Annotated in this window: 23 protein-coding genes and 1 pseudogene; 14 read left to right on the top strand and 10 right to left on the bottom strand. The window is 72.5% G+C overall.

Features of this window, described 5'->3' with window-relative positions:
• Positions 1-504: cellulose binding domain-containing protein (locus ACIBD9_RS24645; protein WP_396721200.1), on the top strand; the 504-nt coding region annotated here is incomplete at its 5' end.
• Between the two features lie 91 nt (positions 505-595).
• Here ACIBD9_RS24645 and ACIBD9_RS24640 read toward each other — a convergent pair.
• From ACIBD9_RS24640 to ACIBD9_RS24630, 3 genes are all read right to left on the bottom strand, one after another.
• On the bottom strand, positions 596-3,463 hold the full coding sequence (locus ACIBD9_RS24640) for a glycosyl hydrolase (protein ID WP_396721198.1): 2,868 nt from the start codon (positions 3,461-3,463) through the stop codon (positions 596-598).
• A 157-nt stretch (positions 3,464-3,620) separates the two neighbouring features.
• Positions 3,621-4,019: an MmcQ/YjbR family DNA-binding protein gene (locus ACIBD9_RS24635; RefSeq protein WP_396721196.1), complete on the bottom strand. Its 399-nt coding sequence runs from the start codon at positions 4,017-4,019 to the stop codon at positions 3,621-3,623.
• Between the two features lie 40 nt (positions 4,020-4,059).
• A complete protein-coding gene (locus tag ACIBD9_RS24630; protein ID WP_396721194.1) occupies positions 4,060-4,755 on the bottom strand; it encodes a DUF1223 domain-containing protein in 696 nt (231 codons plus the stop codon).
• 155 nt (positions 4,756-4,910) lie between these two features.
• Here ACIBD9_RS24630 and ACIBD9_RS24625 point away from each other — a divergent pair, with 155 nt between their 5' ends.
• Entirely contained in the window at positions 4,911-5,213 is a 303-nt protein-coding gene (locus ACIBD9_RS24625; protein WP_396721192.1) for a GNAT family N-acetyltransferase, read from the top strand.
• 24 nt (positions 5,214-5,237) lie between these two features.
• Here the strand turns inward: ACIBD9_RS24625 and ACIBD9_RS24620 are convergent, their stop codons facing one another.
• Positions 5,238-5,828, bottom strand: coding sequence for a TetR/AcrR family transcriptional regulator (locus tag ACIBD9_RS24620; RefSeq protein ID WP_396721191.1), 591 nt, complete (start codon positions 5,826-5,828; stop codon positions 5,238-5,240).
• Positions 5,829-5,942: 114 nt separating this feature from the next.
• On the opposite strand from ACIBD9_RS24620, the gene ACIBD9_RS24615 reads away from it, so the two are divergent.
• Complete coding sequence (locus tag ACIBD9_RS24615; protein WP_396721212.1) at positions 5,943-6,257, top strand: SDR family NAD(P)-dependent oxidoreductase; 315 nt, start codon at positions 5,943-5,945, stop codon at positions 6,255-6,257.
• Between the two features lie 38 nt (positions 6,258-6,295).
• Positions 6,296-7,012, top strand: a complete 717-nt coding sequence (locus ACIBD9_RS24610) for an isocitrate lyase/phosphoenolpyruvate mutase family protein (protein WP_396721189.1) — start codon at positions 6,296-6,298, stop codon at positions 7,010-7,012.
• A 160-nt stretch (positions 7,013-7,172) separates the two neighbouring features.
• Here ACIBD9_RS24610 and ACIBD9_RS24605 read toward each other — a convergent pair whose 3' ends face one another.
• On the bottom strand, positions 7,173-7,811 hold the full coding sequence (locus ACIBD9_RS24605) for a response regulator (RefSeq protein WP_396721188.1): 639 nt from the start codon (positions 7,809-7,811) through the stop codon (positions 7,173-7,175).
• Complete coding sequence (locus ACIBD9_RS24600; protein ID WP_396721186.1) at positions 7,808-8,872, bottom strand: sensor histidine kinase; 1,065 nt, start codon at positions 8,870-8,872, stop codon at positions 7,808-7,810. Before ACIBD9_RS24600 ends, ACIBD9_RS24605 begins: the two co-directional genes overlap by 4 nt.
• A 43-nt stretch (positions 8,873-8,915) precedes the next feature.
• Here ACIBD9_RS24600 and ACIBD9_RS24595 point away from each other — a divergent pair, with 43 nt between their 5' ends.
• Positions 8,916-10,700 (top strand): DJ-1/PfpI family protein, encoded by a 1,785-nt coding sequence (locus tag ACIBD9_RS24595; RefSeq protein WP_396721184.1) that lies wholly within the window; start codon positions 8,916-8,918, stop codon positions 10,698-10,700.
• Positions 10,701-10,886: 186 nt separating this feature from the next.
• Here ACIBD9_RS24595 and ACIBD9_RS24590 read toward each other — a convergent pair whose 3' ends face one another.
• The 4 genes and pseudogenes from ACIBD9_RS24590 to ACIBD9_RS24575 form a co-directional block, all read right to left on the bottom strand.
• Complete coding sequence (locus tag ACIBD9_RS24590) at positions 10,887-11,978, bottom strand: hypothetical protein (RefSeq protein WP_396721182.1); 1,092 nt, start codon at positions 11,976-11,978, stop codon at positions 10,887-10,889.
• Positions 11,979-12,329: 351 nt separating this feature from the next.
• Positions 12,330-13,679, bottom strand: a complete 1,350-nt coding sequence (locus tag ACIBD9_RS24585; RefSeq protein ID WP_396721180.1) for an FAD-dependent oxidoreductase — start codon at positions 13,677-13,679, stop codon at positions 12,330-12,332.
• Positions 13,680-13,836: 157 nt separating this feature from the next.
• Positions 13,837-14,181 (bottom strand): annotated as a pseudogene (locus tag ACIBD9_RS24580) (TcmI family type II polyketide cyclase); the annotation flags it as partial.
• A 131-nt stretch (positions 14,182-14,312) separates the two neighbouring features.
• On the bottom strand, positions 14,313-15,110 hold the full coding sequence (locus ACIBD9_RS24575; RefSeq protein WP_396721178.1) for a BTAD domain-containing putative transcriptional regulator: 798 nt from the start codon (positions 15,108-15,110) through the stop codon (positions 14,313-14,315).
• 424 nt (positions 15,111-15,534) lie between these two features.
• Here ACIBD9_RS24575 and ACIBD9_RS24570 point away from each other — a divergent pair, with 424 nt between their 5' ends.
• The 9 genes from ACIBD9_RS24570 to ACIBD9_RS24530 all read left to right on the top strand — a co-directional run bounded on the left by ACIBD9_RS24570 (position 15,535) and on the right by ACIBD9_RS24530 (position 23,801).
• On the top strand, positions 15,535-15,873 hold the full coding sequence (locus tag ACIBD9_RS24570) for a TcmI family type II polyketide cyclase (protein WP_387169729.1): 339 nt from the start codon (positions 15,535-15,537) through the stop codon (positions 15,871-15,873).
• Complete coding sequence (locus ACIBD9_RS24565; RefSeq protein ID WP_396721176.1) at positions 15,870-17,630, top strand: acetyl-CoA carboxylase carboxyltransferase subunit alpha; 1,761 nt, start codon at positions 15,870-15,872, stop codon at positions 17,628-17,630. The genes ACIBD9_RS24570 and ACIBD9_RS24565 overlap by 4 nt, the downstream gene beginning before the upstream one ends.
• Complete coding sequence (locus tag ACIBD9_RS24560; protein WP_396721174.1) at positions 17,627-18,145, top strand: acetyl-CoA carboxylase biotin carboxyl carrier protein; 519 nt, start codon at positions 17,627-17,629, stop codon at positions 18,143-18,145. The genes ACIBD9_RS24565 and ACIBD9_RS24560 overlap by 4 nt, the downstream gene beginning before the upstream one ends.
• Positions 18,146-18,164: 19 nt before the next feature.
• Entirely contained in the window at positions 18,165-19,595 is a 1,431-nt protein-coding gene (locus tag ACIBD9_RS24555) for an acetyl/propionyl/methylcrotonyl-CoA carboxylase subunit alpha (RefSeq protein WP_396721172.1), read from the top strand.
• Positions 19,592-20,347, top strand: coding sequence for an SRPBCC family protein (locus tag ACIBD9_RS24550; RefSeq protein WP_396721170.1), 756 nt, complete (start codon positions 19,592-19,594; stop codon positions 20,345-20,347). The genes ACIBD9_RS24555 and ACIBD9_RS24550 overlap by 4 nt, the downstream gene beginning before the upstream one ends.
• Positions 20,340-20,744 (top strand): cupin domain-containing protein, encoded by a 405-nt coding sequence (locus ACIBD9_RS24545; protein WP_030332975.1) that lies wholly within the window; start codon positions 20,340-20,342, stop codon positions 20,742-20,744. The genes ACIBD9_RS24550 and ACIBD9_RS24545 overlap by 8 nt, the downstream gene beginning before the upstream one ends.
• Before the next feature lie 55 nt (positions 20,745-20,799).
• Positions 20,800-22,074 (top strand): beta-ketoacyl-[acyl-carrier-protein] synthase family protein, encoded by a 1,275-nt coding sequence (locus ACIBD9_RS24540; protein ID WP_396721168.1) that lies wholly within the window; start codon positions 20,800-20,802, stop codon positions 22,072-22,074.
• A 156-nt stretch (positions 22,075-22,230) separates the two neighbouring features.
• Positions 22,231-23,487 carry a beta-ketoacyl synthase N-terminal-like domain-containing protein gene (locus ACIBD9_RS24535; RefSeq protein WP_396721166.1) on the top strand — a complete coding sequence of 419 codons (1,257 nt, stop codon included), beginning with the start codon at positions 22,231-22,233 and terminating at the stop codon, positions 23,485-23,487.
• Positions 23,484-23,801, top strand: coding sequence for an antibiotic biosynthesis monooxygenase (locus tag ACIBD9_RS24530; protein ID WP_238660317.1), 318 nt, complete (start codon positions 23,484-23,486; stop codon positions 23,799-23,801). Before ACIBD9_RS24535 ends, ACIBD9_RS24530 begins: the two co-directional genes overlap by 4 nt.
• Positions 23,802-23,860 lie beyond the last annotated feature (59 nt).

Raw genomic sequence — 23,860 nt, 5'->3', positions numbered from 1 at the left:
ACCTGGGGTGTGCGGGACTGCGACTCGTGGCGTGGGTCCGACAACGCCCTGCTGTTCGACTGCAACGGCAACAAGAAGGCCGCGTACACCGCCGTTCTGAACGCCCTCAACGCCGGCCCGGCCATTCCCACCACGCCGCCGCCCACGGACCCGCCGCCGACGACCCCTCCGCCCACGGACCCGCCGCCCACCACCCCGCCGCCGGGAACGCCGGATGGCTGCTCGGCGTCGGTGTCACTGAACTCGTGGAACGGTGGGTTCGTGGCCACCGTGAAGGTGACCGCCGGTTCCGCCGGAACGAACGGGTGGAACGTCGGCGTGACGCTCGCGAGTGGTGCCAGTGTCACCAACACCTGGAGCGCGACGGCCAGTGGCTCCACCGGCACGGTGCGGTTCGCCAACGTGGACTACAACGGCCGACTCGGCGCGGGCCAGGTCACCGAGTTCGGGTTCCAGGGCACGGGCAGTGGGGCCGGCATCACGCCCACCTGCACCGCTTCCTGACAACGACTGACTGACCGCACACGTCGGCCGGTGTGGGGGACCGATCCTGGTCCTCCACACCGGCCGACATCGTGTCGCGACGGACGATCGATCAGGAGTACGGCAGCCGCAGCACCGACTGGTTGCCGATGCCCACCGTGGTCGGGTTGTTGCCGATCGCCGACCAGACCTCCACCCGGACCGTGCCGTTGCTCAGCGCGCCCAACGTGCCGGTGGCCGAGGACAGGCCGGCGCTCTGGGTGTAGTGCTCGTAGCCGGTGACCGGGTCGGTGGCGAAGTAGCGCCCCGTCTCCACCCGGTCCCAACTGCCGTTGCCGGTCAGGTCGTAGGAGATCCGCACCTGCACGCCGTTGCCGACCGCCGTCCCGGCGTCCACGAACAGGTCGAACGCGGTCTGCCCGCCGGCGTAGGCGAGGTTGAGGCCGGTCGCCGTGAAGACCTGGGCGTTGGTGGGCGTACCGTCGTGGTTTCCGTTCGCCGCCGCGACCGTCGTCGTGGCCGCGCTACCGGCGGCGCCCAACCCGCCCCCGGGCAGCAGGTACCGCGTCGGGTTGCCCGGGTTCGTCGGCGGGTCGGTCGTCGGTGGGGGGTCCGTCGGCGTCGTCGGAGGGACACCGCCGGCCGCGTTGCCGCCACTCCAGGTGTACGCCCCGGTGGTGGCCGTCTTGCCGGCGCCCACGGCGAGCGTGGTGCCGTTGGAGAACGTCACAGTGATCGGCGTCGCCGTCGGGTTCGACGCCACGTAGGTGCGCGCCCCGTTGCGCGAGAACACCGCCGACAGTGGGTGGTTTCCGGTCACCGTCGTGTCGACATTGCCCAGGGCCGCGAGGTTGCGGATCCAGTGGAAGGTGTGTGCCCGGCTCTCGCCCTCCTCCGGGGTGTAGCCGGGGTTCGCGCGGAGGTTCGCCAGCGCCGCGTCGGGATCGCCGAGGGCCTGGAACTGCCAGAGGATGTCCTGCCACACGGTCGGTTGCCCGCCGTTGTTGCGGACGAGTTCGGCGTAGTTGGTCCGCACGTACGCCGGGTTGTTGCCCAGGTAGAGGTGCCCGCCGGTGACCGGCAGCAGGTTGATGCCCTGGATCATCTCCGGCTCGCCACTGAACCAGGTGGCGTACGCGCCGCCGTCGCCCCAGACCATGCCGACCGTCGAGTGCCCGAAGGCGGCGGGAAAGTTCTGGTCGCTGACGTCGAACCAGTACTCCTGGATCGCCGCGGCCTGCGTGGTGTAGAGGAAGACACCCGCGTCCCGGACAGCGGTGTCGCCGGTCGTCTGCCCCCACTGGATCAGGGCGCTCGCGAAGTTCATCCCCTCGGACGAGGACTCCTGGTTGTTGCCCGAGCCGAAGGAACCGTGCCCGGACGCCCAGTCGTGCCCGGCGTAGATGTCGAAGTCCCGCAGGTACGGGAAGCGGGTGTCGTCGCGACGGTAGTTGTTGGCGTCCCGGATCAGCAGGTCGACCATCCCGCCGTAGCGGCTGGTGGCCGCCCAGGCCGGGTCGAACTTCGCGAGGGTCGCGGCGGCGGCGATGTAGTAGCCGTAGTGGAAGTGGTGGTCGTTGAGCTCCTGGTCGGACCCGTACGACGCCGGGTAGCCGATCAGGGTGCCCCAGTTGTTGTCGTAGTAGAAGACCCGGCTGGTCTTGCCGCTGGACGCGGTGAACCAGTCGGTGAGCGTGCTGCGAATCGCGTTCAGCGCGCTGTCGCGCGTCGTGGTGTCGTTGACCTGGTCGGCGATCTCGGCGATCCGCGCGGCCCGGCCGAGCCCCTTGCCGGTCCAGTAGGTGTCGTTGCCGCGTTGGTCCATCGGGTTGGCGCGGGTGGCGGCCAGGTGCCCGGTGAGCGTCGCCAGGTCACCACCGCTGCCGTCGCCGACGGCCGGCAACTCCGGCAGGATGCCCTGGAACTTCATGGCGGTGCGGAACTGGTTGACGCCGGTGAGCACCTTCATCCGGCCGCGAGCCGACGGGTAGGTCGGCGTGATCGCGGTGGAGCCGCTCAGCGACTTCCACTGGTGCGGGTAGAGGCTGACCACGGTCTGCGTGGCGGTGCCCTCCCGGGCGGTGGTGGTGAACGCGTACGTGGTGGTGAGACCGCTGGTCGCGGGGTTGTAGGCGTACGAGACCTGGGTGCCTGTCACGTGGGCGTGCGCGTACTGGCCGTAGGTCGCGGCCAGTGCGGCGCGCTCCGTCGCGCTCGACGTCGGCGGAAGCAGGGCGACCGAGAAGTAACCCCGACCGGCCAGGGTGGACGAGATCCGCCCGGACGCCACGGTCCAGCTGGCACCGCTGGGCGCGAACCCGACGTAGTCGTGGCCGTTGACCCGGAAGCCGATGGTGGCACCACTGTTGGACCACACGTCGGGGGTGCCGGCGGTGCTGATCTGCGCGTTCCCACCGGTGGTCTGGAAGTACGCGAAGGGCAGCCCGTGGCCGATGGTCGCGCGCATGGTGCGCGTGCCGTCACTCCAGTGCGGGCTGACCGTCCAGTCCGTCCACCCGTCGACCCGCACCTGGGGTGCGGCGAGGCCCGCCACCCCGACCCGGATGTCCTGCACGTACGGGTAGTGGAACTCGCCGACCCCGGTGGCGGTGCCGCTGATGGCGGGGGTGGAGTTGGCGGAGAAGCCGAGCCCGTCACCGAAGGTGTCGTACGAGATCGGGTGGGCGTGCAGCGGCTCGCTGAAGGAGCAGTCGGTGCGCTTCCACAGCAGTGAGGACCACCAGTCGTTGGTGGGAATCGGCCCGGCGGGCGCGTTGGCGGTGGCGAACTGCCGGGGGTTGCTGGACATCGCGCCGCAGCCGCTGGGGAGCGGGCCGACCGGGGTGGTGGTGTAACTGCCCGCGCCGACGGGTGCGGCTTCGGCCGCACGGGTGACGGGGATCGCGAGGCCGCCGACGACCAGGGCCAGCGCGGTGGCGGCGGCCAGGGCCCATCGGCGGTGGGGGACGGGAGGTTTCATCGTGCCTCCATCGCGCGCGCCGGGTGCGGCCCTTGCCGGGTCCAGCGCTATGCGTCTGAATTGGGGGGAAGGTCAGGTGAGAGAGCGCTCTCTCGGCAACGGTAATGGAGTACCGAGATCCCCGTCAATGTGTCCAACCCGTTGCGTGCTGATGTCGCTATTTGCCGACGCCCGCACGGTCGCCCGGCAGTCCGCCCGCATGGTCGCTCAACAGCGCGTCCGGCACACGCATCCGCCACGCGTCGGTCACCAGCTCGGTCAGCCGGTCCAGGTCGACCGCCGCCAGGCGCACCAGCACCAGAGGCAGGCCGTGGTAGCCGGACGTGGTGAAGAAGACCTCGGGCTCCCCGAGCAGGAGAGCCTGCTTCTCGGCCTCGTCGCCGACGAACAGCACCGCGATGTCGAGCCGGATCACCCGGGGCTTGCCCGGTATCCGCTCCGGGTAGGACCAGACGAAGCCCTTGTCGGCCACCCGGAAGTCGAAGCCGTCACTGGGAATCTCCACGGTGTGCGGCAGGGCCAGCGCCACCCGGCGTACGTCGTCCGCGTCAGCCACCGAACCTCCTCGCACCGCGCGCCATCCGCATGCGCCGAGATTACGCGGTGGACAGCTCGACGGCCGTGGCGCTGACGATGGCCCGCTCGCCGCTCTCCTGAACGTAGCCCACCACGCTGGCGCTCCGCGGATCGAGGCCGGGCGGTGTCGCCAGCTCCACCTGCCCCCGCTCGGCGTCCAGGCCCACCGACCTGAAGGCGCGTACGACGTTGTCCTGCCGTAGCGTCCGTCCGGCGTTCTCCCCCCGGGCGATCTCGCTGGTCAGATCCCGTTCCACGACCGCCACGTGCAACACCGCGCGCTCCGGCGGCTGTTCGGTCCGGTAGTCCACCATCACGCGGTCGTTGCCGAGGTTGGCGATGGAGAGCGCCAGTGGTGTGGTGGCGGTCGCGGCCATGGCGGACATGATCGCGCCGGCCGCCCGGCGGCGATCGGAGCCGACGAACTCGACGGTGCCGTTGACGACCATCTGCGGGGTGTACAGACCTCGGGTACCGAGCGCGCGGGCGTACGCCTCCTGCCGCGCGGTGTACGTCGCGTCCGCGAACTGGTCGGGCCACCCCAGATCGTCCCAGTAGTCGACATGGAACCCGAGAGTGAAGACGTTCTGGCCCCGAGCCCGCGCGTCGCGTTCGATCTCGCTCAGCAACTCCTCCGCGGGAGGGCAACTGTTGCAGCCCTGGGACGTGAACATCTCGACGACGGCGAAGCCGCCGTCCGTCGATGAATTCGTCATGGTGGCGGGTCTCCTCCCACGGTATGCCCGGCGGCCCTGCTTCCCGGTGCCCGGCGGCGTTGCGTTTCCCGTTTCGGCCGAGACAATGCGCGCGCGATGGCGTCCCCTGCCGGCCTCGCGGGGAGCGCCGCCGGGCCGGGTGGTTGGATGGTCGAGTGCAGTTCACCGTGACAGACGCGCCGGCGCGGGAGCGTTTCGAGGCGCGCGACGAGGCGGGCACGGTCGTCGGGTTCGTCACCTACCAGCTGACCGGCTCCATCATCGCCTACACCCATACCGAGGTCGACCCGGCGTACGAGGGCAAAGGCGTCGGGTCGACGCTGGCGCGGGCCGTGCTGGACGACGCGCGGAGCAAGGGCCGGACGGTCGTGCCGATCTGCCCGTTCATCGCCGACTGGCTGGTCAAGCACCCGGAGTACGAGAACATTGTGGTCCGGTCCACCCGCAAGATCAAATAAGCCCGCGCCCCCGGTCGGGCGGTGTCAGGCGTCCGGTAGCAGCGTGGCGGCGAGACTGCGGGCCGTCGCGGTCAGGGTGTCGATGTCCAGCCCGGTCCGCCCCATGAACACCAGCCCCTGCTGCGCGGCGAGCAGACCGCGCGCCGTCTCGACCGGGTCGACGTCGCGCCGCAGGTCACCCTCGTCCTGGGCCCGCTCGACGCACTCGGCGACCAGGGCGGTCGTCGCCTCGTAGGTGCGCCGGGCCTCGGCGAGCACGTCGGGGTCGGTGGTAGCCAGCTCATATGTGCTGTTGGCCATCAGGCAACCGCGCCGGGCGGCAGCTCCACCCGGGTCGTCCACCGGCGCCATGACGAACGCGCGCAGCGCGTCCAGGGCGCGGGGAGTGGACGCGAGCATCTCGCGAAGGTGGCCGCCGCTGGTGTCGGTGTATTCCCGCAGTGCCCGCAGGAACAGCCGGTGTTTGTCGCCGAAGGCGCCGTAGAGGCTGCCCTTGCCCAGCCCGCTGACGCGCACCAGGTCCTCCAGCGAGGTCGCCGCGTAGCCGGCGTCCCAGAACTGGTCCCGGACGGCGCGGATCACCTGTTCCTCGTCGAACTGCCGTGGCCTGGCCATGTGACCAGCGTAGCAATTATTGACCGTGCGGTCCACCAAACGTATGGTGGACCGACCAGTCCATAACCTGTCACCTGGGGAGCAGCTCATGACTCAGCCTCTTGCCGGTCGGGAATCGGCACCCGCGTCGGGGTACCCGGTCTCGCCGACTACGCCGCGACCAAGGCCGGGCTGGTCGGCTACACCCGGGGCGCCGCCCGCGACCTGGCGCCGCGCGGCATCACCGTCAACATGGTGCAGGCCGGGCTGACGCCGACCGGGATGGAACCGCCGTCCCCGGAGATGCTCAAGGGCATGGTGTCCAGCCTGGCGATCCAACGGGTCAGCGACCCCGCCGAGACCGCCGCGGCCAGCGCGTTCCTGGCCAACCCCGCGGCCTCGTACATCACCGGCTCCGTGCTTGACTCCAACGGCGGATACACCGCCTGAGCCCCGCTCTTTCGCAGCCCCGTCGGGAGACCACAACGATGACAGCCGCCACCTTCCGTGCCCTGCACCACGACCGTGCCGCCGGTGACCCGCTCGTTCTGCCGGGACCCTGGGACGCGGCCAGCGCCCGGGTGCTGGCCGACGCCGGTTACCCCGCGCTCGCCACCCCGAGCGCGGGTGTCGCCGCCTCGCTCGGCTACGAGGACGGCGCGACCCCGCCGGACGAGATGTTCGCGGCGGTCGCGCGCATCGTCCGCGCGGTGTCCGTACCCGTGTCCGCTGACGTCGAGGGCGGCTACGGCCTCGCCCCCCGCGAGCTGGTCGGGCGGCTGTTGGAGGCCGGCGCCGTCGGCTGCAACCTGGAGGACTCGGAGGGGCACGCCACCCTCAAGGACCCGCGGCGGCACGCCGACTGGCTGGCCGAGGTACGCGCGGAGGCCGGCGACGCGCTCTTCATCAACGCCCGCGTCGACACGTTCCTGGTCGGGACGGGTGACCCGGCCGACGCGGTGGAACGCGCCCGCCTCTACGTGGCGGCCGGCGCCGACTGCGTCTATCCGATCCTGGCGCCGCCGCAGGTGCTCCCGCAGCTGCGCGAGGGCATCTCCGGGCCGATCAACATGGCCGCCGGACCGGACCGGGAGTCCGTGGCCGAGCTGGGCCGGAAGGGCGCGACACGCATCACCTTCGGCCCGGGCATGCAGCGGTACGCGATCGCGGCGATCGGCGACCTCGCGGCCGAGCTGCGCGCCTGAGGCTGGGCGTCACCCGCGCACTGCCGCTCCGACGGGTCGACTCGTGCACCTGAACCACGAACGCTGGCGGGCCGAACCCACTACGCCTCCATCACCCAGCCGGGGTCTGGACATGGACCGTTCATCCCTTGGGACGCTCCGCAGCAGAGCGTGACGGCGCTCAGAGCAGTCCCAGTTCACGAGCACGCAATGCAGCCTGGGTACGGTCGCGTGCACCGAGTTTGGCCAGGGCATTGGTCACGTGGTTCTTCACGGTCCCCTCGGCCAGGAACAGCGCCGAGGCGATCTCCCGGTTGCTGCGCCCACCTGCCAGCAACCGCACGACGTCAAGCTCGCGCCCGGAGAGCGGTGCGATGAGCGGATCGGGGGCCGGCTCCGGCAGCTGCGCCACCCGGAACACCAGTTTGGCGGCCACGCCTGGTTCAAGGACTGATTCGCCGCGCACGGCGGCGCGGACGGCCTCCATCAGCCGTTCCGAGGAGGCGTCCTTGAGCAGGTACCCGATCGCCCCGGCCCGGATCGCGGAGAACACGTCGGCGTCGTCGTCGAACGTGGTCAGGGCGATCACCTGGACCTCGGGGTGGTTCGTGCGAATATGCCGGGTGGCGGTCGGCCCGTCCATCACCGGCATCCGCAGGTCCATCAGCACCACGTCCGGTGACGCCCGTCCGGTCAGTTCGACGGCCTGCGCGCCGTCGGCCGCCTCGCCGACCACCTGGACGTCGTCCTGAACCGACAGCAGCAGTGCGAGGGCCTCGCGGAACAGCCGCTGGTCGTCGGCGAGCAGCACCCGGATCATGCGGGAGCCGTCACGGTGAGCGTTGAGCCCTGACCGGGCACCGAGTCAAGCACCACCGTGCCGCCCAGCCCGGTCACCCGTTCGCGCAGGCCGGTCAGCCCGAACCCGCCGGACGGACCGGGCGCGTCTCCGCATCCGTCGTCGCCGACGACGACCCGGACCTCGGCGGGGTCGTACTCCAGCAGCACATGCGCCTGCGAAGCCTGGGCGTGCCGGCGGACGTTCGTCAGTCCCTCCTGCGCAGCCCGGTACAGGGTCTCCTCCACCTCCGGCGGCAGCGCACGGGATGCGCCCCGGGCCTCGCTGGTGGTCGGCAACCCGGACTGCGACGTCTCCCGGGCCAGGCGCTCCACCCGGTCCTGCAGCGGCAGCCGCGGCGCCCGCAACGCTGACACCGACCGCCGCACCTCCGACAGGGCCTCCTTGGCCTGGTCCTCCGCCTGGGCGAGGACCGCGTCGGCGCGTTGCGGGTCGCGGCCGAGCAGTGCCCGGCCGGCCCGGATCTGCATCTGTACCGTCGTCAGGTAGTGCCCGAGTCCGTCGTGGATGTCGCGGGCGACACGGTTGCGTTCCTGGGTGGTGGCCAGCTCCGCCAGTTGTTCGTTGGCCAGGACCAGTTCGAGGCGGGTCTGCCGTTCGCGGCGAAGGAGCCGGGCCACGACCAGCGCCATGAGCGCGGCCACCAGCATGCCGGCACCTTCCCGCAGACCCTTGCCGAGGTCCATACCGGCGTGCCCGAACGGGACCACGAGCGCCACGACGACGGCAACGCGCAGCGGCAGGAGCTGCGCGGCCTGGACGACCAGCACGATGAGCAGCAGGGTGCCGCCCCACGAGGCGTGGGCTGCGCCGAACATGACGAGTCCGAGCCCAATCTCCACCAACACGTACCCGGCCCACCAGCCCCGAGGCCGCCCCGACAGCAGCCACGACCCGGCGATGACAAGAGCGGTGAACGCCGCGCCGGTCGCGATCGCCGGCCACGGGTTCGGAGCGGCGACGGCTTCCAGGACCAACACGGCGTACGCGCCGACCGCCAGCATCCACAGGAAGCGTTCCACGTCTGCAGCGTGCAGGTGCCCGTCCGCCGAAGTCAATCAGGTCATGACCTCGACCGTGACGTTCGGCACGGGCACCGTGACCCGGCAGGCGGACACCATCGGCGACATGCGAATCCGCCGTTCTCTCGCCGTCCTGTTCGCCGGGCTGGCCGCTGCCACCGCTGTGGGCGTGATCCACGCGGTCGACGCGGTCGACGCCGTCTACCCGGCGCCTCGCCCGTTCCCGCTGTCCTCGCCGGGCGCCGCGGTCACCGATCCGCGACCGACCGTCGCGGTGCTGCTCGGACCGGCCGGAGCCAACGCGGCCGACGTGCTCGCCCCGTTCGAGACCCTCGCGGTGTCCGGCCGCTACCGGGTCGTGACCGTCGCCGAGAGCCGTGCCCCGGTCCCGTTGACCGGCGGTCTCGACCTGGTGCCCGACCATACGTTCGCCGATGTCGGCGACGTCGACTGGATCGTGGTGCCGGAGGTCCAGGAGGCCGGTTCCCCGCAGGTGCAGCCGGCCGTGGACTGGCTGCGGCAACGCTACGCCAACGGGGCCCGGATCCTGGCTGTCTGCGCCGGCACCGGGCTGCTGGCCCGCACCGGCCTGCTCGCCGACCGGCCCGCGACGAGCAACTGGCTCGCCCTCTACGGTCTCGAGCGGCAGTACCCGGACGTGCGGTGGACGCGCGGCGTCCGGTACGTGGACGACGGCCGCATCATTACGACCGCCGCCGTGCTGTCCGGAGTGGATGGTGCGCTGCGCATCCTCGAGCGCGACCACGGCGTCGACGTCGCCCGGCAGGCCGCGGTCGCAGTGCGGTGGCCCGCCTACCATCCGGGAGGCCCCGCATCGATCGACGCCGCTCATCCCGCACCGGCAGACGCGGTCGCCCTGCTCAATGTGGGCTTCCGTAACCCGGTGCGGGCCGGGGTACTGCTGACGCCGGGCGTCGGCGAGATCGAACTGGCGTCGGTGTTCCGCACCTACACCCAGCTGTCGTACGTCGCGCGACTCACCTCCGTCACCGCCGACGGGCAACCGATCCGGTCCCGACACGGACTGACGTTCATCCCGCGGACCGCGGTCACCGACGGCTACGAGCGGCTGCTGGTCCCCGGCCTCGACGCCGCCCGTACCCATGCAGTGGACGCGGCGCGGAAGCCGGTGTACGTCCACAGCCGCGGCGGGTTCCCGTTCGACGGCACCCTGCGCGATCTGGCCGCCACGACCGATGCGCCGACGGCCCGGTGGGTGGCCAAGACCCTCGAGTACCGGCCCGACGACGTGACCGGTCCTGCGGTTCCGTGGTCCCCCGTCCTGCTGATGGCGCTGGCGATGGTGGCCGGCGGCATCCTGTACGCCTTGGCCCGTGCCGCTCTGGCCCGGTTGCCGCGGCTGCGGAACTGGCTGCGGCACCTGGTCGAGATGCTCGTCGCCATGCTCGCCGGGATGATGCTGCTGGGCCCGGTGTGGGATCCGGTCACCGACCAACGGCCGACGGCGGCGACCCTGGTCATGGCACTCGACATGGCCGTCGGCATGGCGGTGTGGATGGCGGTCCGCAGACACGGCCTGAGGATGATCGGCGAGATGACGGCGGCGATGGTGGCACCGTTCGTGCTGCTGTCGCCGTGGATCGGCGGCGCGGCCCTGTCGGCGATCGGTCACGTGCTGATGCTGGTCGCGATGGTTGCGCTCATGCTCGTGCGGTGGGAGCACTACACGGCGACTCCGACCTGGGCCTTCCGGTCACCGCGTGGCGATGCGGCCGAGTCCTCCGACGACGACGCGCCGCCGTCCGTGGAGCCGGATCGGGTTCAGAAGACGTACGGGGTGTCGTAGTCCGGCCTTATCCCCGGGGACCGCGGCGACGCCTTCCGGACGGCGGTGATCAACCCGTCCAGCCTGGTCGCGCCAGCGGGGCCACCTGCGGCGGGCGGTTGGCGTCGGAGGATCTCCGGCGGACACGGCCGAGCCCCCGGCTCGCCGTCGTGGTCAACGGCTGCCGAGGGCTCGAATGCCAGGCGGTCAGGCCTGGTTGCCGTTCGGCAGCACCGCGGCCATCTCGTCGCCGGCACCCGCGAGCACGCGTGCCTGCTGCGGCCAGCTGGCCAGCCCGGGTGCGGCGCGCAGGCCGGCGGCCCGGATCAGGTCACGCAGGGCCGGCTCGTCCAACTCGCCGAGTTGGCCGTACGTGCGCACGCCAGCGTCCTGCAACGCTGCGGCCATCTTCGGCCCGATCCCCTGAATCCGGCGGAAGTCGTCGGCCGGGCCCGTCGGGTCGGTGTCGACGCTGCTGATCGCGGTGTCGGCGGCCGAACGGACCGGAGGGGTCGCGGCGGCGCTCGGCCTGACCGGAGGCGTGGCCACCGCCGACCGTTCCGTCTCCTCGGCGGCAGCCGCCGGGTCGGCGGACACCGGCTCGGCGTTCACGGAGTCGGCGTGCACCGGCTCGGCAGCAGATGGCTCGGCGATCGCCTGCGGCTCTGCGGGCGTCGGGTCGACCGCCGTGGCCTTGGTCTGCGCATCGTCGGCCGCACCGACGGAGACCGACGCATCGTCGGCCGCCGTCGTGGTGTCGGCCGGGGCCGCGACCGCCGCGTCGTCGACCGGAGTGTTTTCCGTCGGCGTCGTGTCGAGCCGTGCCGTGTCGGCGGGCGGGAGGTCGTCCGCGGGCTTGCGGGGAGCGACCACGGCCGCCGGGGTGGGCTGCTCGTCGACCGTGACCGGCTCGGGGGCCGATTCCTGCCGCAGCTCATCAGCGTCGGACTGCTCGGTCGTCGGTACCGGCGGCGGATCCTCGGTCAGCGCCATGTCCGCCGGGTCGACGGTGCTCGGGGCGTCCGCCGGCACGGGCACCGGCGTGGGACCGTCTGGTCCGGTCACCGCGGCTGGCGCGCTGATCGTGTCGACCGGCACCGGCTCGTCGGCGACCGCGGTGGGCGCCGGGTCGACGGCGGCCACAGGACGGGCCTCGTCGGTGGTGGCAGCCGGCGTGGCCGTTTCGATGACGGCCAGGCCGGCGACGGGGTCACCATCCACTATCGAATTGCCCTGTACGCCCCGCCGGCCGCGCAGCAGCCACCCGGCGGCCAGGCCCAGCAACAGTGCCAGTACCACTATCAGCGAGTGTCCGAAAGACCACGCCACGGCGAACCTCCCTCTCAGCTCGTTGGAAAAGTCACGAGAAAAACTCGCCGCAGCTTCGCACACGCGTATTGCCGACGAGAGAGAGGATCGGCCGACAGCGTTGCGGGTGGGTCGACCACCTCAGCCGGTGCCTGCCGGGTGACACAGCGTTGCCCAACCCCATCAGAACCCGACCCGTTGAGACGAGGACCGGAAAGACCGGGACCCGGCAAGGCCGGGCATGGAACGGGCCGCGGCGGGACCGGCCGGGCATGAGCGCGCGCACATGATGCGACCCGGGCCCGGCGCGGGACGCCGAGCCCGGGTCGGGCGATGCGGGGTTCAGTCCCGGTCGCCTTCGTAGGTGTGGAAGTCGTCGACGAAACGGCGGCGGAGCCGTGGTACCCGGCTGGTCACTCCGAAGTAGCCGCGCGCGCCGAGCAGCGCGAGCCGACCCACCACCGGGCGGTACATCCGGTCGTCGCCGTTGGTGCCGCTGCGATTCAACGATTCGGCGACGCGCGCGAAGCCGTACGGTGCCATCACGGCCTCGTAGTCGGCGACCGCCTGGAGCAGGGTCTTGTCACCGGTGGTGGCGCGGCTGAGCTGTGCGCAGAGCAGGCGGGCGTCGCGTAGGGCGGTGTTCGCGCCCACGCCGCGGCCCGGGGTCATGGTGTGGATGGCGTCACCGAGCATGGTGACGGTGCTGCTCTTCCAGGGCGGCACCGGCTCGGAGGTGGACACTTTGATCGGTAGGGCGCTGGCCGGGTCCGCGTGGGCGAGCAGTTCCCGTAGGTGCGGGTGCCAGTTCGAGGTGAGGTCCAGGGCGACCTGCACCAGGTCCCCGCCGCGGCGTTGCATGACGTCGGCCGGGAACCGGTTGGCCGCACTCCAGATGATCAGGTTGATGTTGTCGGTGGTGGTGTCGTGGGCCAGGCCGGGCCAGTCTCGGAGCCGGGCGGCGTCGGCCTCGCTGACGCCAGGTTTGATCGCCCGGTCGGCGTCCCACTTGAACTCCATGACGTGCAGCACGCCCATCATCCCGCCGACGCCGAAGATCAGCGAGATGCCCTGCTGGACCCGCTCCGGAATGAGACCGCGGGTGTGCGGGGTCAGCGGGATCCGGGTGGCGATGTTGATCGTCCCGGCGTCGCGGATGACGGCGTGCGGCAGGTACTGGCGGCGTACGGCGGAGTGGGTGCCGTCGGCCGCCACCAGCAGGTCGCCGGTGGCGCTGGTGCCGTCGGCGAAGTGCGCGGTGACCGTGCCGTCGTCGCGCTGCTCGTACCGGGTGAAGGTCTTGTCGAAGTGCACCACGTCCTCCAGGCCGGTCAACAGCACCTGGCGCAGCACCATCCGGGCCACCGAGTGTTCGGTACGCACCGGGTCGGCGCTCGGCCGCAGCGCGAACGACGCGGTCTGCCGGAGCCCCTGGGTGACGACGTTGAAGTAGTGCGGCGGCCGGGCGCAGGTGGCCAGGAAGGTGGCGAACAGCTCCGGGGGCAGACACTCCCGCAGCGCCCGGCTACCGGTGGGGCCGATGCCGACCCGGTAGCCGAGCAGCCCCTCGGCGCGGTCGCGGTGTCGTTCGTAGACGGCGACGCTGATCCCGGCGCGGCGCAGACCGTGCGCCAGGCACAGCCCGCCCGTGCCCGCGCCGATGATCAGGACGTGCGGCGGCGCGGCGGACATGTCAGCCGGCCGGGTGTGCGGCGGGTGTCTCGGTGCTGGCCGGGCGCGCTCCGGGCACCTCGGTGCTGGCGGTGCGCCCGGCGGGCGCGTCGGTGCTGGCTGGGCGCGCGGCGGGCGCGTCGGTGCTGGCTGGGCGCGCGGCGGGCGTGTCGGTGTTGGCTGGGCGCGCTGCGGGCGCGTCGGTGGCGTCCCACCGGTAGAAGCAGCCGGCGATCGCGTCCCGGGGGGAGCGCCAGGTCGGCAGGTACGGCGACGTGTGCGCGGAGAGCCGCTCGTTGACCTGTTGGAAGAGCGGGTGGTTGCGGGCCGCCGCGAGCGCGTCCGGGTCGACGTCGTCCGAGGTCTCCAGCAGGTGTACGCACAGGTCGTGCAGGCAGTACAGGGATCGGTGCGTGACGCCGGTCAGGCCGGGGAGTTCGGTGGCGTCGGATTCGGCGAAGATCTGCGCGACCCGCCCTTCCGCTCCCGGGATGATCCGGCTGACGATCAGTAGACGACTCATGGGACCCCTTCCGCCGGTGGCCTTCCCGACCCTCGGGGGGATCGGTGCCACGTGCTCTGAGCGCCCACCGTGCCGCAGCGCCTGTCACGTCACCGTCACGTACGCCGAACGGCCGGTGACGGGCGGCGCCGTCACGCTCGCCGAGCGGCCGGTGACGGGCGGTCGGTGATGGCGTCGCGGCTGGCCTGGCGGATCGGGGCGAGGGTGTCGTCGAGCAGGGCGCTCATGGCGGGGCTCGGCTCCAGCCTCAGCTCCCGGCGGAGAAGGTCCCGGTAGACGTAGAAGGCGTGCACGGCCTCGAAGGCGTTGCCCTCGGCCAGGTGGATGCGGACCACCAGCCGGTGTGGCGTCTCCCGTAACGGCTCGGCGGCCATCGCCTCCAGCGCGGCTTCGAGGGCCTCACCGTGCCGCCCCGCCGCCAGGTGATGCCCCGCCACCTCTTCCAGCATGTGCAGGCGGAGCTGGCGCAGGCGCTCCCGGTCCAGCAGCACCCAGTCGTCGTACCAGCCAGGGAGGAGGTCGTGCCGCCCGGCGGCGAGCGCCCCGGCCGCGGTGCGGGGGTCGTCGCCGTCGCGGACCCGGGCGGCGGTGCCGACCAGGTCGTCCACGTCGAGCCGGACGGCCGGGTCGAGGCGTACGGTGTCGCTGGCCACGGTCATCGGGCAGCACGGGTCCTGTCGGAGCCGCCACAGGGCGGTACGCAGGGAGGACAGCGCCCGTTCCTCCGACACGTCGGGCCAGAGCAGCCCGGCGAGTTGGCTGCGGGTGGCGCCGGGGCGGAGCCCGATCAGAGCGATCACCCGTTGCAGCCCGCGCGGCACCACGACCGGCACCGCCTCGCGGAGGAGGCGGAAGCCGCCGAGCAGGTGGAGTGAGACGCCCTCCTCGGGCGGGTCTCCGGCGGTCGGCACGGACGGATCAGCGGCCACGGCGGCACCCCCTGCGGAACGCTCGTCCCGACTGTCTGCTGTGTCCCGGATCGATTGCCCGCGACGCCACTGTCGACCCCGCCGATCGTGGCGCGGTCAGGCGCGGCCCCGCCCGCCGAGGCCGCCGGGCTGACCAAGCTGAAGATTATCAATAATGGTCACTTTGAGTCAACGGCACGTGGACGTTCTATTAGCGACAGTCAACCCGAGATCGGTTCTGAACTGCGTAAACGATTGCGTGCGGCGCACACCGGACGCATAGCTGATACACAGGTTGCGTCAACGCAGCGTCACCGCCATCCGTCGTTGGCCGGCTCGGCGCGGTGACGCCGCCGTGACGAGGACCGGCGCATCGTGTCGGCAGTCGTCCAGCGCGTCCGGGGGCCACCCGTCGCCGGCCGGACGCTGTGGGGGGAGGCCCAGTATGGACCGATCGCTGATCGTCGCGAAGGTGGATCCGACCGCCGAGGAGCGGGTCGCCGAGATCTTCGCCGAGTCGGACGCGACGGAGCTGCCGCGCTTGGTCGGTGTCCGGCACCGCTCGCTGTACCGACTGCACGACCTCTATGTGCATCTGCTCGAGACCGCGGAGCCGGCGGAGGGCGCGGTGGAGGCCGCCCGTGGCCACCCCGAGTTCATCCGGGTCAGTGACCGCCTGCGTCCGTACGTGTCGCCGTACCTGTCGACCTGGCGCTCGCCGCGCGACGCCATGGCGCGGTGCTTCTACCGGTTCGACGCCCCGGGCGCCGGGCGGCGGTCGTGACGGCCACCGCGCCGCGCGAGGAGCAGCTCTGGTCCCGCTGCGCCGGCTGCGCCAGCCTGCTCTACCGCAAACGTCTGCGCCGCAACCTCGACGTCTGCCCCGAGTGCGGGGAGCACGCCCGACTCGGCGCGCCGGAACGCCTGCGCCAACTGGTCGACCCGGGCTCGCTGCGCCTACTGCCCGACCAGCTGCCGGAGGCGGACCCGCTCGACTTCGTCGACGTGCTGCCGTACCCGCACCGGCTCACCGGCGCGCGGGCCAGCACCGGCCTGGCCGAGGGCGTCGTCTGCGCCACGGCCACCATCGGCGGGCACCCGGTGGCCTTGGCGGTGATGGATTTCCGCTTCCTCGGCGGCAGCCTGGGCTGCGCGGTGGGTGAGCTGATCACCCGGACGGCCGAACGGGCCCTGGACGACAGAACCCCGCTCGTCCTGGTCACCGCCTCCGGCGGGGCGCGGATGCAGGAGGGCGCGTTGTCGTTGATGCAGATGGCCACCGTCAGCCAGGCCATCGCCGCGCTGCGCGAGGCGGGGTTGCTCACCGTGAGCGTCCTCACCGACCCGACCTACGGCGGGGTGGCCGCCTCGTTCGCCACCAACACCGACCTGGTGCTCGCCGAGAGCGGCGCGCGGATGGGCTTTGCCGGCCCCCGGGTGATCCGCCAGATCACCGGCCGGGCCCTGCCGGAGGGCTTCCAGACCGCCGACTTCCTGCTCCGACACGGGCAGGTCGACATGGTGGTGCAACGCCGGTCACTGCGCGCACGGCTGGTGGCGCTGCTCGCCGCGACCCGCGCCGGCCGTCCGGCGCGTCCGCCCGTACCCCGGCAGGAGCCGGCGCCGCGCCGCGAGCGCCTCGCCGACGACGGCGCGGCCCTGGCCCTTCCAACGGGCCCGGAAGCCGGCGCGGCGCCCGCCACCGCGGCTGACACCCCGGCGGTACGCGACGCGTGGGACACCGTCCGGATGGCCCGGCACCCCGGCCGACCAACCACACTGGACTACCTGGACTCGGTCTTCGACGGGTTCGTGGAGCTGCACGGCGATCGGCTCGGCGCGGACTGCCCGGCCATCGTGGGCGGGGTGGCGCGGCTGGCCGGCCGACACGTGATGGTCATCGGCCACCAGAAGGGGCACACCACCGCCGAGTTGGTCGCCCGCAACTTCGGCATGGCCAGCCCGGCCGGGCACCGCAAGGCGCTGCGGCTCATGCGACTCGCGGCCCGGCTCGGCCTGCCCGTGGTCACCCTCGTGGACACCCCCGGCGCCGACCCCGGAGTGAGCGCGGAGGAGCAGGGCCAGGCCGCGGCCATCGCCGAGAACATCCTCACCCTCACCGTGCTGCCCACCCCCGTGCTCGCGGTGATCACCGGGGAGGGCGGTAGCGGCGGCGCGTTGGCGCTGGCGGTGGCCGACCGGGTGCTGATGCTGGAGAACGCCGTCTACTCGGTGATCAGCCCCGAGGGGTGTGCGGCGATCCTCTGGCCGGACCGGTCCGCGGCGCCGCAGGCCGCCCGCGCGTTGCGACTGACCGCGCCCGATCTGTGCCGGCTGGGGGTGGTCGACGAGGTCGTGTCGGAGCCGTCGAGCGCCGCGCACGACGACCCGGCGGAGACCGCCCACCGGTTGCGCGCCGCCCTGCTGACCAACCTCCTGCCGCTGCTGGACGTGCCGCCCGCCATGCTGGTCCGCCTGCGCCGGCAACGCTTCCGACGGTTCGGCGCGAACCGCGCCAGCGCTCGGGCGGGCCTGCGATGACCGCCGGCGACGGGGCGCTGTCGACAGTCGACGCGTCCGACGAGGTGGGGGTGGACGGCGAGGAGGCACTGGCCGGGCTGCGCCGGCAGGCGCAGCACCTGATCGCCGAGCTGGCCGGGCCGGTGCGCCGGATCCGGCTGCGCAGCGGGCCCGCGGTGCTGGAGGTCGAGTGGCACCCCGAGGACGTCACCCGTCCGGAGCTACCCGCGGTACCGGCCCAGGCGGCGTCGGCGCCCGGCTCCCCGCCTGCGGTGCTCCGCCCACCGGTGCCCGGGCGGCCCGCGGTGCGGGCACCGATCGTCGGCACCTTCTACCGGGCGCCGGAGCCCGGCGCCCGGCCGTTCGTCGCGGTGGGCGACCTGGTCCGTCCGGGCCAGCCGGTCGCCATCGTCGAGGCGATGAAGCTGATGAACGAGGTGACCGCCGACCGGGCCGGCCGGGTGGCCGCGATCCTCGTCGAGGACGGACAGCCGGTCGAGTACGACCAGCCGCTCGTCGAACTGGACCCGGCGTGACGGCGCGGGGTGGTTGACCATGTTCGAGACCGTGCTGATCGCCAACCGGGGCGAGATCGCGCTGCGGGTGCTGCGCGCCTGCAAGGAGCTCGGCGTCCGAACGGCGGTGGTCTACTCCGCCGCCGACGCCGACTCGGCGGCGGTCCGCCTCGCCGACCAGGCCGTTCGGATCGGACCGGCATCCAGTCGGCGCAGCTACCTGAACGCCGCCGCCATCATGGAGGCGGCCCGGCAGGTGGGCGCGCAGGCCGTGCACCCCGGCTACGGCTTCCTCTCCGAGGACGCCGACTTCGCCGAGATCTGCGCCGACAACGGGCTGACGTTCATCGGCCCGCCACCGGCGGTGATGGCCGCGCTGGCCGACAAGTCCTCGGCGCGGGCACTGATGAGCCGTGCCGGCCTGCCACTGTCGCCGGGCAGTGTCGCGCCGGTGCCGACCGCAGCCGCGGCGGCCGAGGTGGCCGAGGCCGTCGGCTACCCGGTGATCGTGAAGGCCGCCGCCGGGGGCGGGGGCCGGGGGATGACCGTGGTGCACACCCCGGGCGAGCTGCGTCGGGCGTACGCGCGGACCCGGGCCGCCGCGCAGGCCGCCTTCGGCGACGACCGGGTGTACGTCGAGCGCTACCTCACCGAGGCGCGGCACGTCGAGGTGCAGGTGCTCTGCGACGCCCACGGGAACGGGGTGCACCTGGGCACCCGGGACTGCTCGGTGCAGCGCCGGCACCAGAAACTGGTGGAGGAGGCGCCCGCCCCGTCGCTGCCCGCCGCCGTACTCGACACGATCGCCGAGACCGCCCTGCGGGGCGCGCTCGAGGTCGGTTTCGTCGGTGCCGGCACGCTGGAGTTCCTGGTCGACGCGGAGGAGAAGTTCCACTTCCTGGAGATCAACTGCCGGATCCAGGTGGAGCATCCGGTAACCGAGATGGTCACCGGGATCGACCTGGTGCACGAGCAACTGCACATCGCCGCCGGGGTGCCGCTGCGCTGGCGGCAGGAGGAGATCCGTCTGCACGGCGTCGCGGTGGAGTGCCGGGTCAACACCGAGGACCCCGAGCGCGACTTCGCCCCCACCCCCGGCCGGTTGGAGCGGTTCACCCCACCCGGCGGCCCGTTCACCCGCGTGGACACCCATGCCAGCGCCGGTTACCTGGTCGGCCCCTGGTACGACTCCCTGCTGGCCAAGGTGATCGTCTGGGCGCCCGACCGCGAGTTGGCCCTCAACCGGCTGGAACGTGCCCTGGACGAGTTCGACATCGCCGGGCCGGGCGTGCACACCACCATCCCGTTCGTCCGGCGGGTGCTCGACGACGCCGGATTCCGCAAGGGCCGCTACACCACCAGCCTGGTCGACCGTCTGCTCGCCGCGCCCGCGCGGGAGCCGACGGCCACCCCCGCACCGCGCACCGCGCCCGCCGCAGATCCCGACGCAACCCACAGGAGGACCCGATGACCGTCACCCATGGTCGCCCGATGACCACCGAGATCACCGACATCCTGGTGGCGCACTGCGGGCTGGACGCCGACGCCGCGGCCCGGGCGCCCGCCGCGTCGCTGGAGGAGCTGGGCATGGACTCGCTCGCCCTGCTGGAACTGTCAGCGGTCGTCGCCGACCGCTGGCAGGTGGCCATCCCCGAGCAGGCCGGGCAGCTGAGCATCCCGGCGGTGGCCGACCTGGTCGCCCGCCGCGCCGACCCGCCCGGGCACACCGAGAACAGCGTGGTCATCGAGGCGCCGCTGGGGCTGGTCTGGGAGGTCACCAACGACGTGGCGAACTGGACCGAGCTGTTCACCGAGTACGCCGTGGTGGAGATCCTGCACCGCGAGGGGAACACCGTGCGGTTCCGGCTCACCATGTACCCCGACGAGAACGGGGTGTCCTGGAGCTGGGTCAGCGAGCGCACCGCCGACCCGGTGAGCGGGCAGGTCCGGGCGCACCGGGTGGAGACCGGGCCGTTCGAGTACATGCGCATCCACTGGCGCTACACGGAGGAGGCCGGTGGCACCCGGATGACGTGGACGCAGGACTTCGCGATGAAGCCGACCGCGCCGGTCGACAACGCCGCGATGACCGAGCGGATCAACACCAACAGCGTGATCCAACTAGCGGTGATCAAGGACCGGTTGGAACGAATCGCGTGGCAGCGCGCCGACCAGGGCGGCCCGACCGCTGGCGACGCGCCGACGGAGGCCGACGATGAGTGACCTGAGCACCCGCCCGATCGCCGCCCGGGACGTACCCGCCGACCGCCGCCGCGGCGGTGAACTGCGGGTGCTGCTCGGCCCGCGCACCGTCGGCAGCACCTCGGGCTTCCTCGGGGTGGCCACGCTCGCGCCGGGGGAGCGGATCGCCGAGCACTACCACCCGTACAGCGAGGAGTTCCTGTACCTGGTGCGGGGCGCGATCACCGTCGACCTGGACGACCAGCCGACGCTGCTGGCCGCCGGCGAGGGTCTGTTCGTACCGGTGAACGTGCGGCACCGACTGCGCAACACCGGCGTCGAACCGGCCGAGGTGGTGTTCCACCTGGGCCCGCTCGCCCCCCGGCCCGAGTTGGGGCACGTCGACACCGAGTTGGTCGAACAGCGAGGCGGGTCATGAGCGCGAGGAGTGAGCCGGGTTTCCGAGCCCCGCGGTCGCGAACAGAGGTGACGCGATGACCGGGCGCCGCACGGTGGTGACCGGGATCGGGGTGGTCGCCCCGGGCGGCGCCAGCCGGGACCGCTTCTGGAAGACCATCACCGAGGGGCGGACCGCCACCCGGCGGATCAGCTTCTTCGACCCGTCGGCGTTCCGGTCGCAGATCGCCGCCGAGTGCGACTTCGACCCGGTCGCGGCGGGGCTCAGCGAGGCCGAACGACGCCGGGCCGACCGGTACGTGCAGTTCGCGCTGGCCTGCTCCGCCGAGGCGGTGGCCGACGCCCAACTGGTGCTCACCGACGCGGAACGGGACCGGGCCGGGGTGGTGCTGGGCACGGCGGTGGGCGGCACGATGGCGTTGGAGCAGGAGTACGTCACCGTGAGCGAGCACGGCCGGCGTTGGCTGGTGGACGGGTCGCGCGGTGGCCCGTACCTCTATCAGGCGCTGGTGCCCAGCAGCCTCGCGGCGGACGTGGCCTGCCGGCACGGGTTGCACGGCCCGGCGCAGGTGGTGTCCACCGGTTGCACCTCCGGCATCGACGCCATCGGGTACGCCCACCAGATGATCGTGGACGGCGAGGCGGACGTGATGCTGGCTGGCGCGTCCGACTCGCCGATCTCGCCGGTCACAGTCGCCTCGTTCGACGCGATCAAGGCGACCAGCCCGGACAACGACGACCCGGCGCACGCCTCCCGCCCGTTCGACGCCGACCGGCACGGTTTCGTGCTGGCCGAGGGCGGGGCGGTGCTGGTGCTGGAGGAGGCCGGGCACGCCCGGCGGCGCGGGGCGCACATCTACTGCGAGGTGGCCGGCTACGCCAGCCGCAGCAACGGCTACCACATGACCGGGCTACGACCGGACGGCCTGGAGATGGGCCTCGCGGTCACCGACGCGCTGCGGCAGGGCCGGATCCTGCCCGAGCAGGTCTCCTACATCAGCGCGCACGGCTCGGGCACCCGGCAGAACGACCGGCACGAGACGGCCGCGTTCAAGCGGGCGCTGGGTCAGGCCGCGTACCGGATACCGATCAGCTCGATCAAGTCGATGGTCGGGCACTCGCTGGGCGCGATCGGGTCGATCGAGATGGCCGCGTGCGCCCTCGCCATCGAGTTCGGCGTGGTGCCGCCGACGGCGAACTGGAGCACCCGGGACCCGGAGTGCGACCTGGATTACGTACCCAACGAGGCGCGGGAGGTCCCGGTGGACGTGGCCCTATCGGTGGGCAGCGGGTTCGGCGGCTTCCAGTCGGCGATGGTCTTCCGTCGGATGCTGGGCGCGGTGGCGGCGTGAGCGAGCGTAGGGAGCGAACCATCAGGCACAGCAGCGCGGCGTCTCGCGTCGGCGCGGAGCGAAGCGGAGTGCTGGCGTGAGTGAGCGTAGGGAGCGAACCATCAGGCACAGCAGCGCGGCGTCTCGCGTCGGCGCGGAGCGAAGCGGAGTGCTGGCGTGAGCGCCGAGGTCGCTCGCGCCGTGGTGACCGGCATCGGGGTGGTCGCACCGAGCGGCATCGGCGCGGACGCGCACTGGCGTACGGTCCTCGCCGGCACCCGTCGGACCGGCCCGATCACGTTGTTCGACCCGTCCGGCTATCCGACCCGTTTCGGTGGGGAGGTGCCCGGCTTCACCGCCGACTCCTACGCTGACAGTCGGCAACTGGTGCAGACCGACCGCTGGACGCACCTCGGCTTCGCCGCCACCCGGCTGGCGTTGGCCGACGCCGGCCTGCCCGACCGGGCCCCCGACCCGTACGGCTACGCGGTGACCCTGGCCAGCTCGTCCGGGGGCAACCTGTTCGGTCAGCGGGAGCTGCAACGGCTGTGGGGCGGCACGTCGCGGACGGTCGGGGCGTACCAGTCGATCGCCTGGTTCTACGCGGCAAGCGTCGGGCAGCTCTCCATCCACCACCAGTTCAAGGGTCCGAGCGGGGTGCTGGTCGCGGAGTCGGCCGGCGGCCTGGACAGCCTGGCGCACGCCGCCCGCGCGGTGCGCCGAGGCACCCCGGTGGTGATCGCCGGGGCCACCGAGTGCCCGTTGAGCCCGTACGCGCTCGCCTGTCAGCTGCGCTCGGGGCTGCTCAGTGACGTCTCCGACCCGGAGCGGGCGTACCGGCCGTTCGACGCCACCGCCAGCGGCTACCTGCCGGCGGAGGGGGGAGCGGTGTTCGTGGTGGAGGAGCTGGGGCACGCCCTGGCCCGGGGCGCCCGGGTCTACGGCGAGTTGAGCGGGTGGGGCTCCACCCACGACGCCGCGCACACCACGGCGGAGAGCGCGGGTGACCCGGCCCAGTACGCGCGGGCGATGCGCCTGGCCCTTGACCGGGCGGGCGTCGCCGCGGCCGGAGTCGACGTGGTGCTGCCCGACGCGCTCGGGGTGCCCCGCTACGACCGCAGCGAGGCCGAGGCCCTGCGTGCCGTCTTCGCCGACCGGCCGCCCCCGGTGACCACGCAGAAACCTCTTACCGGTCGGGCGTACCAGGGCGGCTCGGCGTTGGACGTTGCCACCGCGCTGCTCGCCTTCGCCCACGACACGCTGCCCGCGTCGGCGGGGCCGGACGAGGTGGCCGAGGGCTGCGAGCTGGACTTCCTGCGGGAGCACCGCCGACCGCGCAACCGGCTCGCCCTGGTCTGCGCGCGGGGCTTCGACGGGTTCAACAGCGCGCTGGTCCTGCGCGGGGCCGCGCCGATGAGGGGAGAGGCGTCATGAGCGACAAACGGGCCCGGGTGGTCTTTCTGGTACGGGTGCCGGTGCCGCGCACCGAGCAGTTCCTCGCCGCGTACGAACAAGTGCGGCACCTGGTCGCCGGCGGCGTGCCGGGGCACCTCGTCGACCAGGTGTGCCGGTCGTCGACCGACCCGGAGCAGTGGTTGATCACCAGTGAGTGGGCGAGCCTGGCCGACTTCGAGGAGTGGGAGCGCAGCCCCGAGCACCGGGAGTTGGTGCGCCCGATGCGGGAGTGCTTCACCGACGCCCGTTCGTTGCGCTTCCACATCCACGCCCAAACCCCAGCCCTAACCTGACGCCCTCCGCGCGCCCCCGCCCCCGCCCCGCCCCGCCCCGCCCCGCCGATCATGGAGTT

The organism is Micromonospora sp. NPDC050784 (assembly GCF_044456765.1).
Taxonomy (GTDB): Bacteria; Actinomycetota; Actinomycetes; order Mycobacteriales; family Micromonosporaceae; genus Micromonospora; species Micromonospora foliorum.
This window is presented reverse-complemented; position numbering and strand designations above follow the sequence as displayed.